The sequence below is a fragment of the Pseudomonas fluorescens genome, assembly GCF_902497625.1.
GTDB lineage: Bacteria > Pseudomonadota > Gammaproteobacteria > Pseudomonadales > Pseudomonadaceae > Aquipseudomonas > Aquipseudomonas fluorescens_BQ.
In genome coordinates, this window is the sequence record NZ_CABVGX010000042.1 from 1 (window position 1) to 19,741 (window position 19,741).

A 19,741-nucleotide genomic window follows, 5' to 3' on the forward strand; every position below is an offset into this window, starting at 1 on the left:
GCTCATGCCCCTGTCAGTACGCCGCAATCGGCTCCAGCGGCTGCGCCGGCCAAGCGTGCCGCGCAGAAAGTCGCGGATATGAGTGAAGAGCCGTCTCGTGACAGTTTCGACCCGATGGCAGGCGCCAGTTCGCAACAAGCTCCGATCCGTTCCGAGCAGCGCACGGTCCAGGTAGAGGGTGCGCTCAAACACACCAGTTACCTGAACCGTACCTTCACCTTCGAAAATTTTGTCGAGGGTAAGTCCAACCAGCTTGCCCGGGCTGCAGCCTGGCAAGTTGCGGACAACCCCAAGCACGGCTACAACCCGCTGTTCCTGTATGGCGGCGTCGGCTTGGGTAAGACTCACTTGATGCATGCCGTGGGTAACCATCTATTAAAGAAGAACCCGAATGCCAAGGTCGTGTACCTGCATTCCGAGCGTTTCGTGGCCGACATGGTCAAGGCGCTGCAACTGAACGCGATTAATGAATTCAAGCGTTTCTACCGTTCGGTCGATGCGCTGCTGATTGATGACATTCAGTTCTTTGCCCGCAAGGAGCGCTCTCAGGAAGAATTCTTCCACACCTTCAACGCGTTGCTTGAGGGTGGCCAGCAGGTCATTCTCACCAGTGACCGCTATCCGAAAGAAATCGAAGGCCTGGAAGAGCGCTTGAAATCTCGCTTTGGCTGGGGCCTCACGGTTGCCGTCGAGCCGCCGGAGCTGGAGACCCGTGTCGCGATCCTGATGAAAAAGGCCGATCAGGCCAAAGTGGATCTGCCCCACGACGCCGCGTTTTTTATTGCCCAGCGCATTCGTTCCAACGTGCGTGAGCTGGAAGGCGCGCTCAAGCGCGTGATTGCTCACTCGCACTTCATGGGTCGGGATATCACCATCGAGCTGATTCGTGAATCCCTCAAAGACCTGTTGGCACTTCAAGACAAACTGGTTTCTGTGGATAACATTCAGCGAACCGTTGCTGAGTACTACAAGATCAAGATTTCGGATTTGCTGTCCAAGCGTCGATCACGCTCGGTCGCTCGTCCACGTCAGGTTGCCATGGCGTTGTCCAAAGAGTTGACTAACCACAGCCTGCCGGAAATCGGTGATGTGTTTGGCGGCCGCGACCACACGACCGTTTTGCACGCCTGCCGCAAGATCAACGAACTCAAGGAATCCGATGCGGACATCCGCGAGGACTACAAGAACCTGCTGCGTACACTGACTACTTGATGACACCAGTGCAGCTTATTAAGGCAAGGGACTAGACCATGCATTTCACCATTCAACGCGAAGCCCTGTTGAAACCCCTGCAACTGGTCGCGGGCGTCGTCGAGCGCCGACAGACCTTGCCGGTGCTCTCCAACGTGCTGCTGGTTGTCGAAGGCCAGCAATTGTCGCTGACCGGTACCGACCTCGAGGTCGAGCTGGTCGGTCGTGTGCAACTCGAGGAGCCAGCAGACCCGGGTTCCATCACCGTGCCAGCGCGCAAGCTGATGGATATTTGCAAGAGCCTGCCGAACGACGCGCTGATAGACATCAAGGTCGACGAGCAGAAGCTGGTGGTGAAGGCCGGGCGTAGCCGTTTCACCCTGTCGACCCTGCCAGCCAACGATTTCCCGACGGTCGAAGAAGGTCCAGGCTCGCTCACGTGCAGCCTGGAGCAGAGCAAACTCCGTCGTCTCATCGAACGCACAAGCTTCGCCATGGCTCAGCAGGACGTGCGTTATTACCTGAACGGCATGCTGCTGGAGGTTTCTGAAGGCATAATCCGCGCCGTGGCCACTGACGGTCATCGTCTGGCCATGTGTTCGATGAAGGCCGATATCGGTCAGCCGGATCGCCATCAGGTCATCGTGCCGCGCAAGGGTATTCTTGAACTGGCGCGTCTGCTGACTGAGCCAGACGGCATCGTCAGCATCGTGCTGGGTCAGCACCACATCCGCGCGACCACTGGCGAATTTACCTTCACCTCGAAACTGGTCGACGGCAAATTTCCGGATTACGAGCGCGTCCTGCCCAAAGGCGGAGACAAGCTGGTACTCGGTGATCGCCAGGCCCTGCGTGAAGCATTCAGCCGTACCGCGATTTTGTCCAACGAGAAGTACCGAGGCATCCGCCTGCAACTGGCCAATGGTCAATTGAAGATCCAGGCCAATAACCCGGAGCAGGAAGAAGCGGAAGAGGAAGTAGGCGTTGAGTATAACGGCGGCAACCTGGAGATCGGCTTCAACGTGAGCTATCTGCTCGACGTTCTGGGTGTGATGACCACTGAACAGGTGCGCTTGATTCTGTCTGACTCCAACAGCAGCGCGCTGGTGCAGGAGTCGGATAATGACGACTCGGCGTACGTTGTCATGCCGATGCGTCTGTAACCATGCTCAGCAGAAGCTAGATGTCCTTAAGTCGCGTCTCGGTCACCGCGGTGCGCAATCTGCACCCGGTGACCTTTTCCCCCTCCCCCCGAATCAATATTCTTTACGGCGCTAACGGCAGCGGCAAAACCAGTGTGCTGGAAGCCATTCACCTGCTGGGGCTTGCCCGTTCGTTTCGTAGCAGCCGTTTGTTGCCGGTCATTCAGTACGAGCAGATGGCGTGCACGGTGTTTGGCCAGGTAGAGCTGGCCGAAGGTGGGCACAGTGCGTTGGGGGTCTCACGTGATCGCCAAGGTGAATTTCAGATCCGCATTGACGGCCAGAACGCGCGTAGCGCGGCGCAACTGGCAGAGATTCTTCCACTGCAGCTAATCAACCCCGACAGCTTCCGCCTGCTTGAAGGTGCACCGAAGATTCGTCGGCAGTTTCTCGACTGGGGTGTGTTCCACGTGGAACCGCGTTTCATGTCGACTTGGCAACGCTTGCAGAAGGCCTTGCGCCAGAGAAACTCTTGGCTGCGGCATGGTACACTTGACGCCGTTTCGCAAGCGGTTTGGGACAGAGAACTGTGCCAGGCGAGCGCCGAAATTGATGAATACCGCCGCGCCTATATCAAAGCCTTGAAACCAGTCTTTGAACAGACCTTGAGCGAACTGGTTGAGCTTGAGGGTTTGACGCTCAGCTATTACCGGGGGTGGGACAAGGATCGCGAGTTAAGTATCGTGCTTGCCGGGTCTATTCATCGAGACCAGCAAATGGGTCATACCCAGGCAGGGCCGCAACGAGCTGATCTGCGTCTCCGACTGGGAGCACACAACGCAGCGGACATATTGTCCCGCGGCCAGCAGAAGCTGGTGGTTTGTGCATTGCGGATAGCCCAAGGGCATCTCGTCAGCCAGGCCCGTCGGGGGCAGTGTATTTATCTGGTGGATGACTTGCCTTCCGAACTGGACGAGCAACACCGTCGCGCACTTTGTCGCTTGTTGGAAGACTTACGCTGCCAGGTGTTTATCACCTGTGTAGATCATGAATTATTGAGGGAAGGCTGGCAGACGGAAACGCCAGTAGCTTTGTTCCACGTGGAACAGGGCCGTATCACCCAGACCCACGACCATCGGGAGTGAAGGCATTGAGCGAAGAAAATACGTACGACTCAACGAGCATTAAAGTGCTGAAAGGCCTGGATGCCGTACGCAAACGTCCCGGTATGTACATTGGTGACACCGACGATGGCAGTGGTCTCCACCACATGGTATTCGAGGTGGTTGATAACTCGATCGACGAAGCATTGGCTGGCCATTGCGACGACATCAGCATCATCATCCATCCGGACGAGTCCATCACCGTTCGCGACAACGGTCGTGGCATCCCGGTAGACGTGCACAAAGAAGAAGGCGTTTCGGCAGCCGAGGTCATCATGACCGTGCTGCACGCCGGCGGTAAGTTCGACGACAACTCCTACAAAGTATCCGGCGGCCTGCACGGTGTAGGTGTATCGGTGGTTAATGCCCTGTCCGAAGAGCTGATCCTGACTGTTCGCCGTAGCGGCAAGATCTGGGAACAAACTTACGTACACGGTGTTCCGCAAGAGCCGATGAAGATTGTTGGCGAGAGCGAAACCACAGGTACGCAGATCCACTTCAAGCCGTCCGATCAAACCTTCAAAAACATCCACTTCAGCTGGGACATCCTGGCCAAGCGGATCCGTGAGCTATCCTTCCTCAACTCCGGTGTCGGTATCGTCCTTAAGGATGAGCGCAGCGGCAAAGAAGAGCTGTTTAAGTACGAAGGCGGCCTGCGTGCGTTCGTTGAATATTTGAACACCAACAAAACTGCCGTCAATCAGGTGTTCCACTTCAACATTCAGCGCGAAGACGGCATCGGTGTTGAAATCGCTCTGCAGTGGAACGACAGCTTCAACGAGAACCTGTTGTGCTTCACCAACAATATCCCGCAGCGCGATGGCGGTACTCACTTGGTGGGTTTCCGTTCCGCACTGACGCGTAACCTCAACACTTACATTGAAGCGGAAGGCCTGGCGAAGAAGCACAAAGTCGCGACCACCGGCGATGATGCGCGTGAAGGCTTGACCGCGATCATCTCGGTGAAGGTCCCTGATCCGAAGTTCAGCTCGCAGACCAAAGACAAGCTGGTGTCTTCTGAAGTGAAGACCGCGGTCGAACAGGAAATGGGCAAGTACTTCTCCGACTTCCTGCTGGAAAACCCGAACGAAGCCAAACTGGTCGTCGGCAAGATGATCGACGCCGCACGTGCCCGTGAAGCGGCGCGCAAGGCCCGTGAGATGACTCGCCGTAAAGGCGCGCTGGACATCGCCGGCCTGCCGGGCAAACTGGCGGACTGTCAGGAAAAAGACCCTGCCCTCTCCGAACTTTACCTCGTGGAAGGTGACTCTGCTGGCGGATCCGCCAAGCAGGGACGTAACCGTCGCACCCAAGCCATCCTGCCGCTGAAGGGTAAGATCCTCAACGTCGAAAAAGCACGTTTCGACAAGATGATTTCTTCGCAGGAAGTGGGCACGCTCATCACAGCTCTGGGCTGCGGCATTGGTCGTGACGAATACAACATCGACAAGTTGCGTTACCACAACATCATCATCATGACCGATGCTGACGTCGACGGCTCGCACATCCGCACTCTGCTACTGACCTTCTTCTTCCGCCAGCTGCCAGAGCTGATCGAGCGCGGTTACATCTACATCGCTCAACCGCCACTGTACAAGGTCAAGAAAGGTAAGCAGGAGCAATACATCAAAGACGACGACGCCATGGAAGAGTACATGACGCAGTCGGCCCTGGAAGATGCAAGCCTGCACCTGAACGAAGACGCGCCAGGTATCTCCGGCGAGGCGCTCGAGCGCCTGGTGAATGACTTCCGTTTGGTGATGAAGACGCTCAAGCGTCTGTCGCGCCTCTACCCGCAGGAGCTGACCGAGCACTTCATCTATCTGCCAGCAGTCAGCATGGAACAGCTTTCCGATCACGCTGCGATGCAAGATTGGCTGGCCAAGTATGAGGTGCGTCTGCGCACTGGAGAGAAGTCCGGCCTGGTTTACAAAGCCAGCCTTCGTGAAGACCGTGAACGTAATGTCTGGCTGCCAGAGGTTGAACTGATCTCTCACGGCCTATCCAACTATGTCACTTTCAACCGCGACTTCTTCGGCAGCAACGATTACAAGACTGTGGTTTCGCTTGGCGCTCAATTGAGCACCTTGCTGGACGACGGCGCGTACATCCAGCGTGGCGAGCGTAAGAAGCCGGTCACCGAGTTCAAGGAAGCTCTTGAGTGGCTGATGGCTGAGAGCACCAAGCGTCACACTATCCAGCGCTACAAAGGTCTGGGCGAGATGAACCCGGATCAGCTGTGGGAAACCACCATGGATCCAAGCCAGCGCCGGATGCTTAAAGTGACTATTGAAGACGCCATTGGCGCCGACCAGATCTTCAACACCCTCATGGGGGATGCGGTCGAGCCACGTCGCGACTTCATCGAAAGTAATGCTCTGGCGGTGTCTAACCTGGATTTCTGATCCGGTGTAGGTGGGAAAAGTTAGTTTCCACTTCGGTCAAAGTTAAGCGATGTAGCCAAGGTTAGTTTCCATTTAGGCTGAAAGCAAAAACCCCGTCAGATGCAGATCTGCCGGGGTTTTTGCTTTCAGCCTAAGTGTTATCCGGAGGGCACTTGGCGCTAGAAATTGTATAAACCGCCCTGCATTAGGTGTTTCGGCGACTTCGTCAGGCCCCTAACTGTATCTGGCCACTCTTCACCAACCTAGCGATGCTGGCATCGAAGGCGCGCTTGAAGTCAGGGTCTGACGCGTAGCTTTTGTAGAGGTCGAGCTCCCGCTTGCGCTCTGCATGAATCGCCTGAGCGATGATTTTTTCCATGGCCAACCGGCTATTCTGCTCATCCGGGTTGTTCTGTACCTGAGTGATGTAATCTGCGTGTTTAATCACATGGTTGGCTACGTTGATGAATTTTACCCGTTGCTCCTCTGGTGTAGCGTCCCAGCCGACAAAGAAGCGTTCGTTGAACATATTGATGATGTAATCCAGTTCGTCCAACGTAGGTTCAGCCACATGGTTTCCACGCATATTGGGGTTCTGTGGATCTACCTCTGCCTCGGAACTGTCTAGGCCTATTTCTTGGTTCAGTTTTGAACGCTCAAGGCCATAGGTGCTCAGGTCGATGCTATTGAGCAGTTCGTCCAGAGCATCTTTTTGTGGGTCTTTAACCTTGAGCTTCGGAATCAGGAATTTGAGGAACCAGTGCAGCATTTCCCACGCTGCATTCTGGAACGGGATAATGCAGGCGATCTGGGCGTAGATTTTGACGAACTGCTTGGCCTTAATCTTGAATTCGATACGTTGATCGTCGTCCAGCTCTTCATCGAAACGTGTGACAACCACGTCAATGATCGGATGCAGTTCCTCGGCCTCAGCATTGTTGAAGAACTTCTCGTTGAAGGCTTGGATCTCAGTAGCGTCATAGATACTGAAGGCGTCCAGCGCATCCTTGAGGTCATGCAGTACGTTCACATCAGTCGGCTCGGATAGTGACGTCGATGTGTAGAACGGATCGAAGGCGGCTTTGATTTCCTCGATGCTGTTGTAGAAGTCGAGGACGAAGGTGTCGGTCTTGCTCAGTTTCCAGGCGCAGCGATTGAGGCGTGACAACGCCTGTACCGCCAATACCCCTTGCAGTTTTTTGTCCACATACATGGTGTGGAGCTTCGGCTGGTCGAAGCCAGTAAGGTATTTATTGGCGACGACCAGCAATTTGTATCCATCCTTGTCAAACTCTGCCGGAGTATCCTTGGCCGGGAAGCCGTTAAGGCTGTCTTCTGTGTGCTCGATGCCATCAATGGTTTTGGCGCCCGAAAAGGCGATCATCGCCTTGAAGGGCGCATTGACCTTCTTCAGTTCGTCACGGATAGCGAAGAAATAGCGCATGGCGCATTCGATATTTCGGGTCACCACCATCGCCTTGGCTTGGCCCTTGAGTTTCTTGGCCTGCCAGACCTTGGAGATGAAGTGCTCCACCATGATGCCTGCCTTTACCTCAATGGTTTCCGGCGCGGCTTCGACGTAGGCTTTGAGCTTCTTATGAGCTTTGGCGCTGTCGAACAACGGGTTATCTTCTGTCGACTTGGTAAGTTCGTAATAGCTCTTGTAGGTGGTGTAATTACCCAGTACGTCGAGGATGAATTGTTCCTCAATGGCTTGTTTCATCGAGTACAAGTGAAACGGGTAAAACTTGCCATCCGCGCTCTGCCTGCCGAACTTCTCCAGGGTGGCTGGTTTCGGAGAGGCAGTGAAGGCGAAGTAACTGGCGTTCTTGCTCATCTGACGGCCTTTCATGGCCGCCAGAATCTTGTCCTGCAAATCTTCGGGTTCTTCCTCCCCTTCTGCTCCTAATGTGGTGTTGAGTTTGTCTGAGGCTGAGCCGGATTGTGATGAATGCGCCTCGTCGATGATTACGGCGAAGTTTCGCTCAGTTAGATCGCCAATCCCATCGACGATATGCGGAAATTTTTGCACCGTAGTGATGATGACCTTCTTGCCGAGTTCTAAGTGCGACTTGAGCTCGGCAGCGCTTTCCGCATGGGCAACGATGTTTTTAACCTCGGAGAACAGCTTAATGTTGTCTTTGATCTGACTATCCAATACGCGCCGGTCAGTCACCACGATCACCGAGTCGAACAGGTTTTGGCTGCCAGTGGCGTCATAAAGCTCCACCAATTGGTAAGCTAGCCACGTTATCGAATTGGATTTACCGGAGCCAGCTGAGTGCTGAATCAGGTAGGTTTGCCCCAAGCCGTTGTGACGGGAGTTGGCCAACAGACTGCGCACCGCATCGAGCTGGTGGTAGCGCGGGAAGATCAGCGTCTTGCGCTCCTTACCAGACTTCTTGTCTTTCTCGATAGTGAGTTTAGCGAACTGCTCGATGATGTTGGAGATAGAGTGTCTTTGTAGGATTTCTTGCCACAGGTAAGCGGTCTTGTACCCGGAGGGGTTAACCGGGTTACCCTTACCGAAGTTATTGCCCTTATTGAACGGCAGGAAGTTACTGTCGTTACCCGCCAACTGGGCACACATGTAGACCTCATCAGGGTCGACAGCGAGGTGTACTAGGCATCGTCCGAATTCGAACAGCGGTTCCAGCTGATTGCGGTCAGTGCGGTACTGCTTGATTGCATGCTGGACATGCTGACCCGTCCACGGATTTTTCAGCTCAAGGGTCGCGATGGCTAGGCCATTGACGAACAGCACCATATCCACTGATTTGAAGGTATCGCTGGCCGAGTAATGCACCTGTCGAGTCACACTGAATTGATTGCTTCCGTAGTTAGCCTCAACCTCGGGATTCAGGGAATTGTAAGGCAGGCGGTACAGCAGGGTGAAATGGGCATCGTCGATGTCCAGGCCCTTTTTCAGCACCGCTAGCACGCTGTCTCGTTTGATTTTCTTGCTCAACCGCTCCAATACCAGCCGCTGCCAGTCGGGACGACTCTTCAGCTTGGCCAGCTCGGCAGACTGGGTTTCTTCTAGAAATTCCCAGAAGCGCTTGGAGTCGATGGCGAACTCGCGGTCGAAGTCGGTTGGGTTACCAATCCTGTAACTGTCCCGCACTAGAGCATTTTCAATATGGCTTTCCAGTGCGGCTTCGTTGGTTTGACTGACCATGATTTCTCCTTCTAGACCCTTATTTTTCCTAAAGTCGCGTCCGCAACAATTATGGCTCTTAGCTCCTCTAGGTGAGCAATTTGCTTGATTGCGATGCCAATGCTTTTATCAATATTTCCTGCTTCATTATTTATGTACGCGACTATTTCTTGCTGTTCCGAAATAGGAGGAATTACTAGAGGAAATTTCTTTACTAGATCGCAGTTCAAGGCTTCCTGATTTGAACCTCGACCTCCAGTACGTATCTGGCTGTAATAGCCAATCAAGTATCTATGCAAAAAATCTGAGTTTAATTTCTGCCTAGATTCTATTGCCGCCATATTTTGGTTAATGCAGGTGTCAATTCTAGTAATTGCAGATGTGCCGCGAGTCTTACCTTGGCCAACTATCCCGATCACAACTGTACCCGCTTTGTACACGCGAAGTGAGGACTGTTTGTATGCAAGTTCGGATATGTACTCTGATGGATTGGTGATTTCAAAGTCATTCACGGCTCCCGAAGACAGCCAAGCTATTGAGCCATCACGCCAGTAAGAGGGAATATCGCGACTTGGCGTTGACCCGTTGCTGACACGGGCGTACAGACCAATAGTAGCGACGGCCCAATGAGAGGGAACCTTGCCTAGCCACGCGACGTGACTGTCCCGCATTTCTACATCCGGATTCAGGCCACGAGTTACGGCCTGATTGATCAAAATCTCTTTCTGTTCTTCTAGGAGCTTGATCAACTGCTTCTTTTTAGCAATAGCAGTATCGATATCAGTGGTTTTCTGGTCAAGAAAGTTGACGATGCGTTCTTGCTCCAGACGTGGAGGCAATGGAATCGGAATTTGTTTGAAATCTTCGTAGTGCATATCCCACTGACCAACTCGAACGCCGTACGATAGAGCGTTGTAGACCCCTATTAGAGGTGCAGAGCGGAGCAGGTAATGCAGGTAACTCGGTTGAATGCGTTCGTGGTTGGTTGTACAGGTGATGTAGGCGGGACTGACGATGCCCTCGTAAGAACTCACTCCCATGGAGCCTTGCCATGCCTTCATCTTGTTGACGACTAGGTCACCTGGTTTAACAACTTTGTAGGTGCTGGTATCTAGAGACGTGGCGTTGTGGTTGTCTTCGCGAGAACTTTTCAAGATCACGCCATAATCTCTGTATACAGACAATACGGGCAAGTCAGGCTGGTTTCGGTCAGATTTGAGTTGAGTCACGGCGCGTAAAGGTTGCAGCTCCCAATGAGATGGGATATTACCCAACCACTCTTCACCGCTTGGTTCATAGCTCTCATACCGTTGCATCAATGAGCTCCTCCCACAAAACTCACCAACTGCTTGAGCAAGCCATCGGTCTCGGCTTCCAAGGCCAGTATTTCCTTGGTCACCTCTTGCAGGCTGCGCAGGGGTTTATGCTGGTAGAAGTATTTGTTGAAGCTGATTTCATAGCCGATCACCGTCTTGTTGATGGCAATCCAGGCATCGTCCACATGCGGGCGTACTTCACGGATGAAATGGCTGTGGATATCCTGTTTCAGTGGCACGTTCTCGGTATCACGTAACTCGCTATCGGTTTCATATTCGATGTATTCATCCACCTTCTCGCTTGGCCAATACCCATAGTCGATCAGTTTTTCTGCGCTGATTCGCAACCCATCCAGTACCACCTGGAGTTTGTTGCCGAGCAGCTTGTGGGCCTTCTTGATGACCTTGGCGGCCTTCTCTTCGCGCCAGCTGAGCGCATTGAGGATTTGCTTACGTTCAGGTGCTGCCAGCTTTAGCATTAGGGCTTTGATTGCTGCATCAACGGAGGCTTCAAACCGGTTGAAGTCGAGAACAAGATCGGTGCCGATCTTGGCCATCAGCGCTTCGCCTGCTAGCATAATTTCGCGTTGGGCTAGCCATGTTTTTTCCGAGAGCAAAGCTTTTCGATTCTTCGGCGACAGGGTGATTTCCTCACGCTCCAGATGTAGCTCTATGGCTTCGGCGTGCTCTTTTAGGCTGGTGTAAACTTCATCGCCATATTTGTCATAAACCCACTCCATGATGTCTTGCATGCCTGGAGTGAAACGCAAGTTAGCAATGCGCTCGGTACTGAACTGAGCAGCCAAGCGCAAAGGGCGCTCAACCGTGACCTTGTAGTAACCGAAGTCCCGATTATCGAAGACTTTGGAGATGCCTTCGTTGGGCATACTCAGGTACAAATCGGTGATCTGGCGGAGGTGCTCTTCAGAGAGTTCGCAGTTCTTCTCGCCTAGGTTCTTGCGCAACTTCTGGTAGAGGTTGGAGGCGTCGATGAGCTGCACCTTGCCGCGCCGCTTCTCGTCCTTCTTGTTCGACAGAAGCCAGACATACGTGGTGATACCGGTGTTGTAGAACAGGTTATTGGGCAGCTGGATGATTGCTTCCAAGTAGTCCCGCTCGATGATGTAGCGACGGATATTACTTTCACCAGCTCCCGCGTCACCGGTAAACAGCGCTGAGCCATTGTGGACGCTGGCGATACGTGAGCCGTGGTTGCCCTCGCTCACAACTTTCATCTTGTCGACCATTTCCATAAGGAACAGCAACTGGCCATCGGATGAGCGAGGCACCGCTGGGTGCCATGCCGAGCCCTCACCTCGGAAGTCGGACAGGTGCGCCAGGAAGCGGTGATCGATTACATTCTTGCCGTCGACAATACTCTTCTGATCGCTCTTCCAAGACTTTCCATAAGGTGGGTTGGACAGCATGAAGTCGAAGCGGGTGCCAGAGAAGCTGTTAGTGGCCAGGGTCGAGCCGAACTTGATGTTCTCCGGGTCGTTGCCCTTGATCATCATGTCGGATTTACAGATGGCATACGTCTCAGGGTTAATCTCCTTCCCGTACAGATACACCCCGACGTTGGCTTTGATTTCACCATCTGGAAGAGTGATGAAGTCCTGAGATTCAGTGAGCATGCCACCCGACCCGCAGGCTGGGTCATAGATGGTCAGCGGGTTGGGCAAGTTGTCCTTAACCGGGATGAACACCAGGTTGGTCATCAGTTTGATGACCTCACGAGGGGTGAAGTGCTCACCCGCCTCTTCGTTGTTTTCTTCGTTGAATTTGCGGATTAACTCTTCGAACACATAGCCCATGCCTAGATTGGAAAGCCCGGGTTGGGTACGCCCATCCGGCCCTTTGCGATCTGCCGGGCCGATATTGATCTCCTCGGAGACGAATTTCTCGATGACATCGTGCAGTACGTCAGCCTGATCCATTTTGCGGATTTGGTTGCGCAGGTCGAATTTCTCGATGATCTCCTTCACGTTGTCGGAGAAGCCATCAAGATAGTTCTTCAGGTTAGCTTCCAGTTGAGAGTGGTTTCCCAACAGACTTTTAAGGGTGAACCGGGAGGTGTTGTAGAACACATAACCGGAGGCTTCGCAGAGGCCAGTGAGATCCAAGTCGGCCAGCTTTACCTCTTCCCGTTGAAATCGAACCTCTTCCAAGACAGCATCCTTGGTCGGTTCGAGTAGGCAGTCAAGGCGACGAAGCACGAACATCGGCAGGATTACATCACGGTACTTGCCGCGCACGAACACGTCGCGCAGGCAGTCGTCAGCGATTGACCATATGAAGGAAACGATGCGGTTGTGGGCGGAGTGATCCATGAGGCTTCCATATGTTTTTTCAGAACTCCAGGTAATCCCGGAGGCTTATTAATTTGTCGCTGGGTTCGTACGGATAGGTGCCTATAGGCACCAGAACTTGCGAGCCAGTATTGCCTGCCTTGCACGCAACTGTTCAATTTCGCTTTCGATCAGGGTTTCCTGCTCAAAGGACTGAATCATGCTGTTCATTTCTTCCCTTGAAGGAACAGGGATCTCTAGATCTTTGAGGGCGGAGAGCTGGATGGAGGGGATCGTTGCGCTCACCGCGATGCGGTTTAGAAGCGCCTGACCCATTTCCGAACGCAGAAAAACCAAAAGGGCTTTAGGCGGGTACATTTCAGGGGTTTTGCTGCGCAGGATCGCCAGAGATTGCCCAGCAATCCATCCAGCTTCCTCAGTAGCAGGAATGTTGCCGGCGAATCCGGTTTTGCCAATGGTGCCCTTGAAAGTCATCAAGACATCATTGGGCCTGATGAAGTATGAGTTTGCTTTGGGGGAATCGAGGTCAAACATGGCCTCTTTGCTGGCGTGTTGAATGTAACCGTACTGCGGGATGTCTTGAGCCTGTACTTCCCATACCTGCACACCGAATGAAGCAGTCGTATGCTGGCGCGGACGAATAATATCGTACAACTCGCTCAGCTTACGTGTTTCATAACGTGTCAGCATCTCGTTCAGCTTGTGCGCAGATTCGTCTAGTACGTAACGATTGACCTCAAGGCTGAAGTCATTATCAGCAATCTGGCTGATCGGAATGCTGGCTGCAATAGCTGAAGTGCTCTTGTTCGCGATCAACGCCAGCAGTTCAGGGATATTCTTCAGTGCACAACGTTTTTTGGCTGAGAGCTCACGGAACTCGTCTGTGTCCGCGTTGACGAAGCGGATGACATCAGTCCGACGGCTTCTATTCAGAACAAGAATGGTTAGTGGGATTGCCGTATGGCTACAGAGCCCGGCAGGGAGAGCGATGACTGCCTCCAAATAACCATGTTTGATCAAATACTCGCGCAGTTGTTTTTCTGCACCTTTGCCGAAGAGTACGGAGTTCTGTACCGTGACTACGATACGTCCCTTGGTCTGGGCCAAGAGGTGCTGGATATGAAGAACATTACCAACTGGCGTTTTTTCTTCAAACCGTCCCCATAGGTCATGTACTGCAACCTCTGGTGGATAGCGAAGCCCCATGGGAGGAGCACAGACCGCCGCTTCAAACTGGATCAGCTTGCCTTTTTCAAGAGCAGCAGGCGCTTGTATTGGGTTGGTGGGGTGCAGCTTCCAGCCAGTTGTGTTGATCAGACTAAGTATTTGCGCAGGCGTTGTGGGCATCTGGGACTCAACCCAAACCTTGGCGTTACGTCGTACAACCCGTGCGGCAATCTGCCCAGACCCCTCCCAAGGAACGTACACGGTTTGCTGTGGGGTGATTTCCAAAAGAGCGACCAGCAGGTCACACAGCGTAGGGTTGTACCCAAAAAACTCCGTGTGAACGTCAGCTGCCCAGAAAGAAATGTCATCCATCATCAGGGTATCGAGTAAACCTTGAGTCTCGAAAGCACGAATCTTTTGCATCAGCGGGGAAAGGTCACGCACCCCATGTATCTGCCAAGCACTTTCGTCCAGGAACGGAAAATTCGCATATGGCTGCAATTGGCGCAGTGCCACAACTTGTTCTGCCAGCCCTTGATCCGCCACGGTTTCGAAACGGAGTTCCACTGGAACATCCAAGTCTTTGGACAGCTTCTGCCAACACAGCAGCTGAAGAATCAGCGATAGAGAGGCATGGGACGTCGCGAGTCCACGTATCGAATCCATCAGCTGGAAGAAAATTTTTTCGTTCATACTGCGTCCTGAAAGAGGGCGATTAGGCGATTAGGCGCGCTGTGTGCAGTTGTAGGTGGTAATCAGCGCATCTCCTTCCGCCACGACCACTACGCCCCCCTTATCTTTGATCTTCATCAGTAAGTGCTTTTCCCTCTCTAAATCAGCCAGGCGTAGCTTGGCTTCCTTGGTGCCGATGATGAATTTGTCCTGATCCACAGTGCCGTGAGCAAGCACGTAATCGATCATTTTGAGGGGGATGCCGCGTTGGGCTTGGCGGGCTTTGCAGTGGTGAGTGGCGTGCATGCAATGTGCTCCTGGTGGCTGACCATGAGCTAAATGTAAAAGAAAGCTTTTTGTGTGTCAATAAAGCAATTAATGCTTTTTTGTTGTTTGTATTGCGTATTTCCATGGGCGACATGTTTGCGTTCGCTGAAAACGCCACCGGTTGTGTAGGTGCAGGAATAGTCGATGCGTCAGAAATACACGCGCGCCACTCTTTACAACTCGACCGTCAGCACCTGGATGCCCACCCCCTCGCAGAACCGTCCCACCGCCGTCAGTGAGCGCCAGAGTCTGACCGGTTCACGTCGCGAGCGCACCGGTAGCCACTTGGCGCCGAGGCGCAGTTCCAAGCGCCAGACCTCGCCGTCGCGCAGCACGCGAAACTCCCACGCCGCGCCAATCTCGACCAGGGCGGCTAAGGTCTCCTGTTCGATGGCCGTGCGTATACTTCGCCCCTTCGGCCATGCTCCACCCAACTGGTATAGCGCAATAACGGCACCTGGCTACCAGCTTGCCCCGTCAGTGTCACCAGGCTGTGGATACCTGTGGGGGGCGATTTAACGTAACTGCCAATCACACGCAGTCCGGATGATGAGCGGGTGGGCGGGGCTTCGCGTTGTCCCCTGCTTGTGCCTGCCTGAAGGCAGGGCCACTGTGGTCTGATCGGGAGGTCGCTGGGCGCGACGCAGTTTGGCCAGAACACCTGGCGTCGTTTAACGGCACCACTGCCTTAAACGACCGGCGATAATTCAATCTTCCCTGCGCATTCGAGCAAATGCCGGAAAGCGCTCAGCCGTCATTCCCCGAAAGATCGGCGACTGCACTCTCGACAGCCTCAGGGCATTTCGCCACTATTACCCGGATCAGGGCCAACGCCGGCTTATAAACGCCAGCCGCAGGTCGTCGACGTCTGCGCATTTTGAACGTCCAACCAATGCCAGTGAGGCCTTATGAACGCCCGAGAAGCCAACCTCATCGCCCAACGCTACCAAGCACGTGCACAAGCTTTCAACGATTTGCATGCGCTATTGGCCCCGTTCTTTCGCCGCACTCCCCTGGCGGCCAGCATGAACGAGATCAGTGAGTGCGTCTCCGAAGCCCTGCATGCCAATACCTTGTGCGGTTGGTTGCCAGATTTCGGCGATTTCGATGAGTTAGAGGCACTGGTTGGAGAGATCCGCCGGGATGGAGGACGCAAGCGTTTTACAAGTCTGAACGACATCCCCACCCACCTGCGGGAGCACTTCGACGATACAGACGAGGCATTCACCGAATTCGCCAATGAAATTCGCGAAGAGTGCCGCGACGGCTATGACTCACTGCTCGAACAGCAAGAGATACTTAACGAACACTTGGAGTCTGTCCGATTCGATCAGGTGTTCGCCTTCGATGAAGACAGCCTGGAAGTCGAAACCACTAGACTGATCAACCAGGTGTTCGATCACCTGCATACTCAGTGGGTCGCATACGAAAAGCTGGCTCGCAGCCTAGTCGGCATGGCCCACCTCATCGATGAACCGGATCCCGACAAGGGGCTGACCGAGGCCCTGATGTTCGATTGAAACAACGTACTTCCTGTCCCCATGGGGAGCCTTAGAATGAGGGAACGAGCAATGAGCAGCAGCCGAACGGTAAGCACAACAAAGGAACTCAAGAAGGCCATTGATGACAAGATCAGTGACATCATTATCACTGATGCCAATTTAGCAACCTGCGTCAAAGTGGCTTCAAATATCCCCTACAAAAAGCTTGCTGCCATTATCGGTGTGGTCGGAGCATCTGCCGTAGCATTCTGGAACCCTGTCGGCTGGTTCGGGGCGGCAGCCGGCAGCGCAGCAGGGGTCGGTGTGGTTGCAAGCGCCGCAGCTGCGGCAGGTATTACTACGGGTACCGCCGCAATCATTGGCGGCGTACTGGTGCTTTTAGCGGCTCTCGGTATTTCGGCTCTGGCCATGGTGAAAGACTATGATTTCGAAGCCGGTTTTTCAGCTAGCTCCTCAGGTCTTGAAGGCGGAATCCCCAAAGGAAAAACATCCGCGCACTTGAAAATCAAGCGCAATGTCTGATTTCCGCTCTGCCCCGCCGTACTTCTTCATTTGCAAGAGGTGTGATCATCACTTCATGGCTGACCGCAGGCTGCTAGTCCGTTGCCCGCTCTGTAAGAGCTTTGGGGTAAGCGAAGATAAACGCATTGCAAAGTGAGGCCGTGGCTCACTCCCGCACCAAGCATCCATGCGTACGGTGGTACCTTCCAGCGGTGTATCGGGGAAGGCCTTGACGAATCGTCATCCGGTTAAGGCCTTTATTCATAGTGTTCATGCTCTTTAATTATTCGCGCAGCACCGATGCCTAGAGTGTGCAAACTGTCGCTTAATGCGTCCAGCCGGCGGCAGCCCAGTCCAAGTTCTCTGGTATCAGGTAGCGGTTATTTGCATCGGCCAGGCGTTGGTTTTCGCCCCTCTGTGGCCGGGCGCAGGACGGTGAGAGACGCGTCGGCGTCTCCAGCACATGATAGTTTTGACTATGCTGCGCAAGTAAAACTTGATCAAACTTGATTTTGACCGAGCGAAGCACTACATTGCTGTTATGCAAAATACCCTACACATCGAGTCGCTTCGGGCGGCCCTCGTTCAGCGTGGCTGGACACAAAAAGACCTCGCGGATCAGCTTGGAGTATCGGCACAGTCCGTTACCAACTGGTTCAAAGGTAAGGATTTTCCTCGCCCTGACAAGCTGCTCAAGCTGGCCACAACGCTGCAGCTGTCATTTTCGCAGTTGGTGGCGCCACCTGAGGATCAGCCTGTGGTGGCGTTCCGCAAGAAGGCGGGAACCAAAACCACCGACGAACACATTCTAAAAGCGATGGGCATTGGCGGTTTGCTTAAGCCCTTGGTCGATTTTTTACCGAAGCTGCCGACCTTACGCACCAAGATTTCATCGCCTTCCATCAGCTACGCGCGTTTGCAAAGCGATGCGTCCCAGGTACGCAGTAAATTGGGATTGGGTGAGCGCAGCGTGCTGGGTTATGAAGCGCTGATCGCCGAGTTCAAGGCGTGCGGGGCGGTTCTGGTGCCCGTTCTTTGGGGACAAAAGCAGCAACACAAGAATGCGTTGCACATTCTATTGCCGGCGTCAGATGTCACCTTTGTCTTCGTCAACTTGGATACCAAGCTGGAAGACTTCAAGTTTTGGATGGCCCACGAGTTAGCGCATGTCTACACCCCTGAGCTTGCGGGTAGTGACGAGGGGGAGGATTTTGCGGATGCCTTTGCCGGTGCCCTGCTGTTTCCTGAGGCTTGTGTGCAGCTAGCGTATGCCGAGGCGGCGCAAGCGCCTAGCGCAGCTGGGGAGGTGAGTGTCCTTCAGCAGCATGCCCGGCATCACCAAATTTCACTGAACACTGTGTTCCAGCAGGCACAGGGATATGCGGCGGAAAACAATCTGCCATCCTTGCGGGTAGCGGAAAGGACAATTCACGCGGTGCGCAACAGCTCCACGCCGCAGTTGGTCAGTACGATCCTGTTTGATCCGGCTCCACCCAAACCGGCGCAATACATTGCCGCAGCGTCGAATGTGTTTCAGTCGGAGTTCTTCATGGCGCTGAAACGCATGATTCGCGAACATGGAACGGGCCCGTCGTATGTACAGCAAATCATGGACGTGTCACTCAGTGATGCCACCGCGCTTTATGGCGAGCTAGTGCGTTGAGTGCGGCGTCCACGCTCGTCTTACTGGATACCAATGCGTATCTTCGACTGGCGAAGCGTGTACGACCGATGTTGGGCGTTGCGTTTGGGCAGAAAAACTACGTTCTGACCATTCTGAAGGATGTTGAAGAGGAAGTGCATCGCAGTGGTGCGCTGAAATTCAAATTCCCTTGGTTCGACGGTGAGGATCTTGCCGCTGAGCGGGTTGCGAAGCAGGTTCGACTCAGCGCCGACGAGAAAGGTCAGTTAGAAGCTGCGCTAAGTGTGCTGCGTGGCTGGGTCTTAATGAATCCGACGGTCTATACCACGGCTGGTCGTTCGCCCCCTTCCTCAACGGATTGTCGGGTGCTTGCGTTTGGCCAAATTCGAGACGCCATTGTGGTCACAGATGACCTCGGTATGCACAAACTGGCTCAAGATTTCGGAATTGCTGTCTGGCATGGCCATGAGTTGCTCAAGAAAATGCTCACGGCAAAGTTAATCACCAATGAGCAGGTCAAAAGTATCTTCGAAGCGCTGGAGCTCAATGGAGACTTGACTGAAACGTGGCGCCAGGCGAAACACACCACCTTTCTCAAGCTATTCGGTAAGGGCTAGGGTAATTGTCTTTATGATGCCCTCCGCTGCGGCGGACTAAGCTGGGTGAGTGACCATCCAAAAGTGAACCCGTTGCCCATGCTCCGCTTACCCGCTCATCCTAACCCAGCCGTTGCTGCATACCCCGCTTATACGGTGTGGCAGGCGCTCGAACTTCCAGAGCGCGGGAGCGAACTGTTGGAGGCGGTGAACATAGGCTTACCGTGCGCGATGCTCCAGCGCCTTGCCACTTGGCTAGTCATCCCCCAATCGGCAGGACGGCAGTGTGTCGGCATCTCGCAGTCGACCTGGCGCCGGCGGGTACAAACCGGTTGTTTGAGCGTTCGAGAGAGTGATCGGCTCTATCGCTTCGCGTCGGTACTCGATCTGGCGATTGAGCTCTTCGAGGGAGATAAGGCAGCCGCATATGCCTGGCTCAGACGGCCCCAGCGAGGCTTGGCCAACCGCAGTGCCATCGAATTGCTCGCGACCTCCGCTGGAACCGAAGCGATTCGCCAACTGATAGGACGGCTAGAGCATGGCGTAACGCCATAGCTGAATCAGAGTGAGTCGTGTCTCTATTAGTGCGGCCCCACCCACTGAATACTGACACGCAATGAGCGTTCATTTTGTGGCCTATGGCCACTCTGTCGGTCACTCCAATGCGAACCC

At 53.9% G+C, this 19,741-nt stretch carries 16 protein-coding genes; 10 read left to right on the forward strand and 6 right to left on the reverse strand.

The window, feature by feature from the left end:
* The 4 genes from dnaA to gyrB form a co-directional block, all read left to right on the forward strand.
* A partial coding sequence (gene dnaA, locus F8N12_RS21425) for a chromosomal replication initiator protein DnaA (RefSeq protein WP_150582183.1) occupies positions 1-1,212 on the forward strand: 1,212 nt, incomplete at its 5' end.
* A 38-nt stretch (positions 1,213-1,250) separates the two neighbouring features.
* Positions 1,251-2,354 (forward strand): DNA polymerase III subunit beta, encoded by a 1,104-nt coding sequence (dnaN, locus tag F8N12_RS21430; RefSeq protein WP_008155702.1) that lies wholly within the window; start codon positions 1,251-1,253, stop codon positions 2,352-2,354.
* A gap of 20 nt (positions 2,355-2,374) precedes the next feature.
* Positions 2,375-3,478 carry a DNA replication/repair protein RecF gene (recF, locus tag F8N12_RS21435; RefSeq protein WP_150582184.1) on the forward strand — a complete coding sequence of 368 codons (1,104 nt, stop codon included), beginning with the start codon at positions 2,375-2,377 and terminating at the stop codon, positions 3,476-3,478.
* Positions 3,479-3,483: 5 nt separating this feature from the next.
* Entirely contained in the window at positions 3,484-5,901 is a 2,418-nt protein-coding gene (gyrB, locus tag F8N12_RS21440) for a DNA topoisomerase (ATP-hydrolyzing) subunit B (protein ID WP_028620335.1), read from the forward strand.
* A gap of 205 nt (positions 5,902-6,106) precedes the next feature.
* Here the strand turns inward: gyrB and F8N12_RS21445 are convergent, their stop codons facing one another.
* The 5 genes from F8N12_RS21445 to F8N12_RS21465 all read right to left on the reverse strand — a co-directional run bounded on the left by F8N12_RS21445 (position 6,107) and on the right by F8N12_RS21465 (position 14,807).
* A complete protein-coding gene (locus F8N12_RS21445; RefSeq protein WP_150582185.1) occupies positions 6,107-9,058 on the reverse strand; it encodes a type I restriction endonuclease subunit R in 2,952 nt (983 codons plus the stop codon).
* 11 nt (positions 9,059-9,069) lie between these two features.
* Positions 9,070-10,353, reverse strand: coding sequence for a restriction endonuclease subunit S (locus F8N12_RS21450; RefSeq protein WP_150582186.1), 1,284 nt, complete (start codon positions 10,351-10,353; stop codon positions 9,070-9,072).
* Entirely contained in the window at positions 10,353-12,683 is a 2,331-nt protein-coding gene (locus F8N12_RS21455; protein ID WP_150582187.1) for a type I restriction-modification system subunit M, read from the reverse strand. Before F8N12_RS21455 ends, F8N12_RS21450 begins: the two co-directional genes overlap by 1 nt.
* Before the next feature lie 81 nt (positions 12,684-12,764).
* Entirely contained in the window at positions 12,765-14,522 is a 1,758-nt protein-coding gene (locus F8N12_RS21460) for an N-6 DNA methylase (protein WP_150582188.1), read from the reverse strand.
* Positions 14,523-14,552: 30 nt separating this feature from the next.
* On the reverse strand, positions 14,553-14,807 hold the full coding sequence (locus F8N12_RS21465) for a DUF4258 domain-containing protein (RefSeq protein WP_150582189.1): 255 nt from the start codon (positions 14,805-14,807) through the stop codon (positions 14,553-14,555).
* 14 nt (positions 14,808-14,821) lie between these two features.
* Here F8N12_RS21465 and F8N12_RS21470 point away from each other — a divergent pair, with 14 nt between their 5' ends.
* The gene (locus F8N12_RS21470; protein ID WP_150582190.1) at positions 14,822-15,067 is read left to right on the forward strand and encodes a hypothetical protein; all 246 of its coding nucleotides are present in this window, start codon (positions 14,822-14,824) and stop codon (positions 15,065-15,067) included.
* Here F8N12_RS21470 and F8N12_RS27945 read toward each other — a convergent pair.
* Positions 15,002-15,232, reverse strand: a complete 231-nt coding sequence (locus F8N12_RS27945) for a hypothetical protein (RefSeq protein WP_224787741.1) — start codon at positions 15,230-15,232, stop codon at positions 15,002-15,004. The genes F8N12_RS21470 and F8N12_RS27945 overlap by 66 nt on opposite strands.
* A gap of 504 nt (positions 15,233-15,736) precedes the next feature.
* Here F8N12_RS27945 and F8N12_RS21480 point away from each other — a divergent pair.
* The 5 genes from F8N12_RS21480 to F8N12_RS21505 all read left to right on the forward strand — a co-directional run bounded on the left by F8N12_RS21480 (position 15,737) and on the right by F8N12_RS21505 (position 19,624).
* Entirely contained in the window at positions 15,737-16,348 is a 612-nt protein-coding gene (locus tag F8N12_RS21480) for a hypothetical protein (protein WP_150582191.1), read from the forward strand.
* A 51-nt stretch (positions 16,349-16,399) separates the two neighbouring features.
* The gene (locus F8N12_RS21485) at positions 16,400-16,852 is read left to right on the forward strand and encodes a hypothetical protein (RefSeq protein ID WP_191623199.1); all 453 of its coding nucleotides are present in this window, start codon (positions 16,400-16,402) and stop codon (positions 16,850-16,852) included.
* A gap of 475 nt (positions 16,853-17,327) precedes the next feature.
* Positions 17,328-18,494, forward strand: a complete 1,167-nt coding sequence (locus F8N12_RS21495) for a helix-turn-helix domain-containing protein (RefSeq protein WP_224787737.1) — start codon at positions 17,328-17,330, stop codon at positions 18,492-18,494.
* Positions 18,491-19,090, forward strand: coding sequence for a hypothetical protein (locus tag F8N12_RS21500; RefSeq protein WP_150582195.1), 600 nt, complete (start codon positions 18,491-18,493; stop codon positions 19,088-19,090). Before F8N12_RS21495 ends, F8N12_RS21500 begins: the two co-directional genes overlap by 4 nt.
* 78 nt (positions 19,091-19,168) lie before the next feature.
* Positions 19,169-19,624: an antitoxin Xre/MbcA/ParS toxin-binding domain-containing protein gene (locus F8N12_RS21505; protein WP_224787742.1), complete on the forward strand. Its 456-nt coding sequence runs from the start codon at positions 19,169-19,171 to the stop codon at positions 19,622-19,624.
* Positions 19,625-19,741 lie beyond the last annotated feature (117 nt).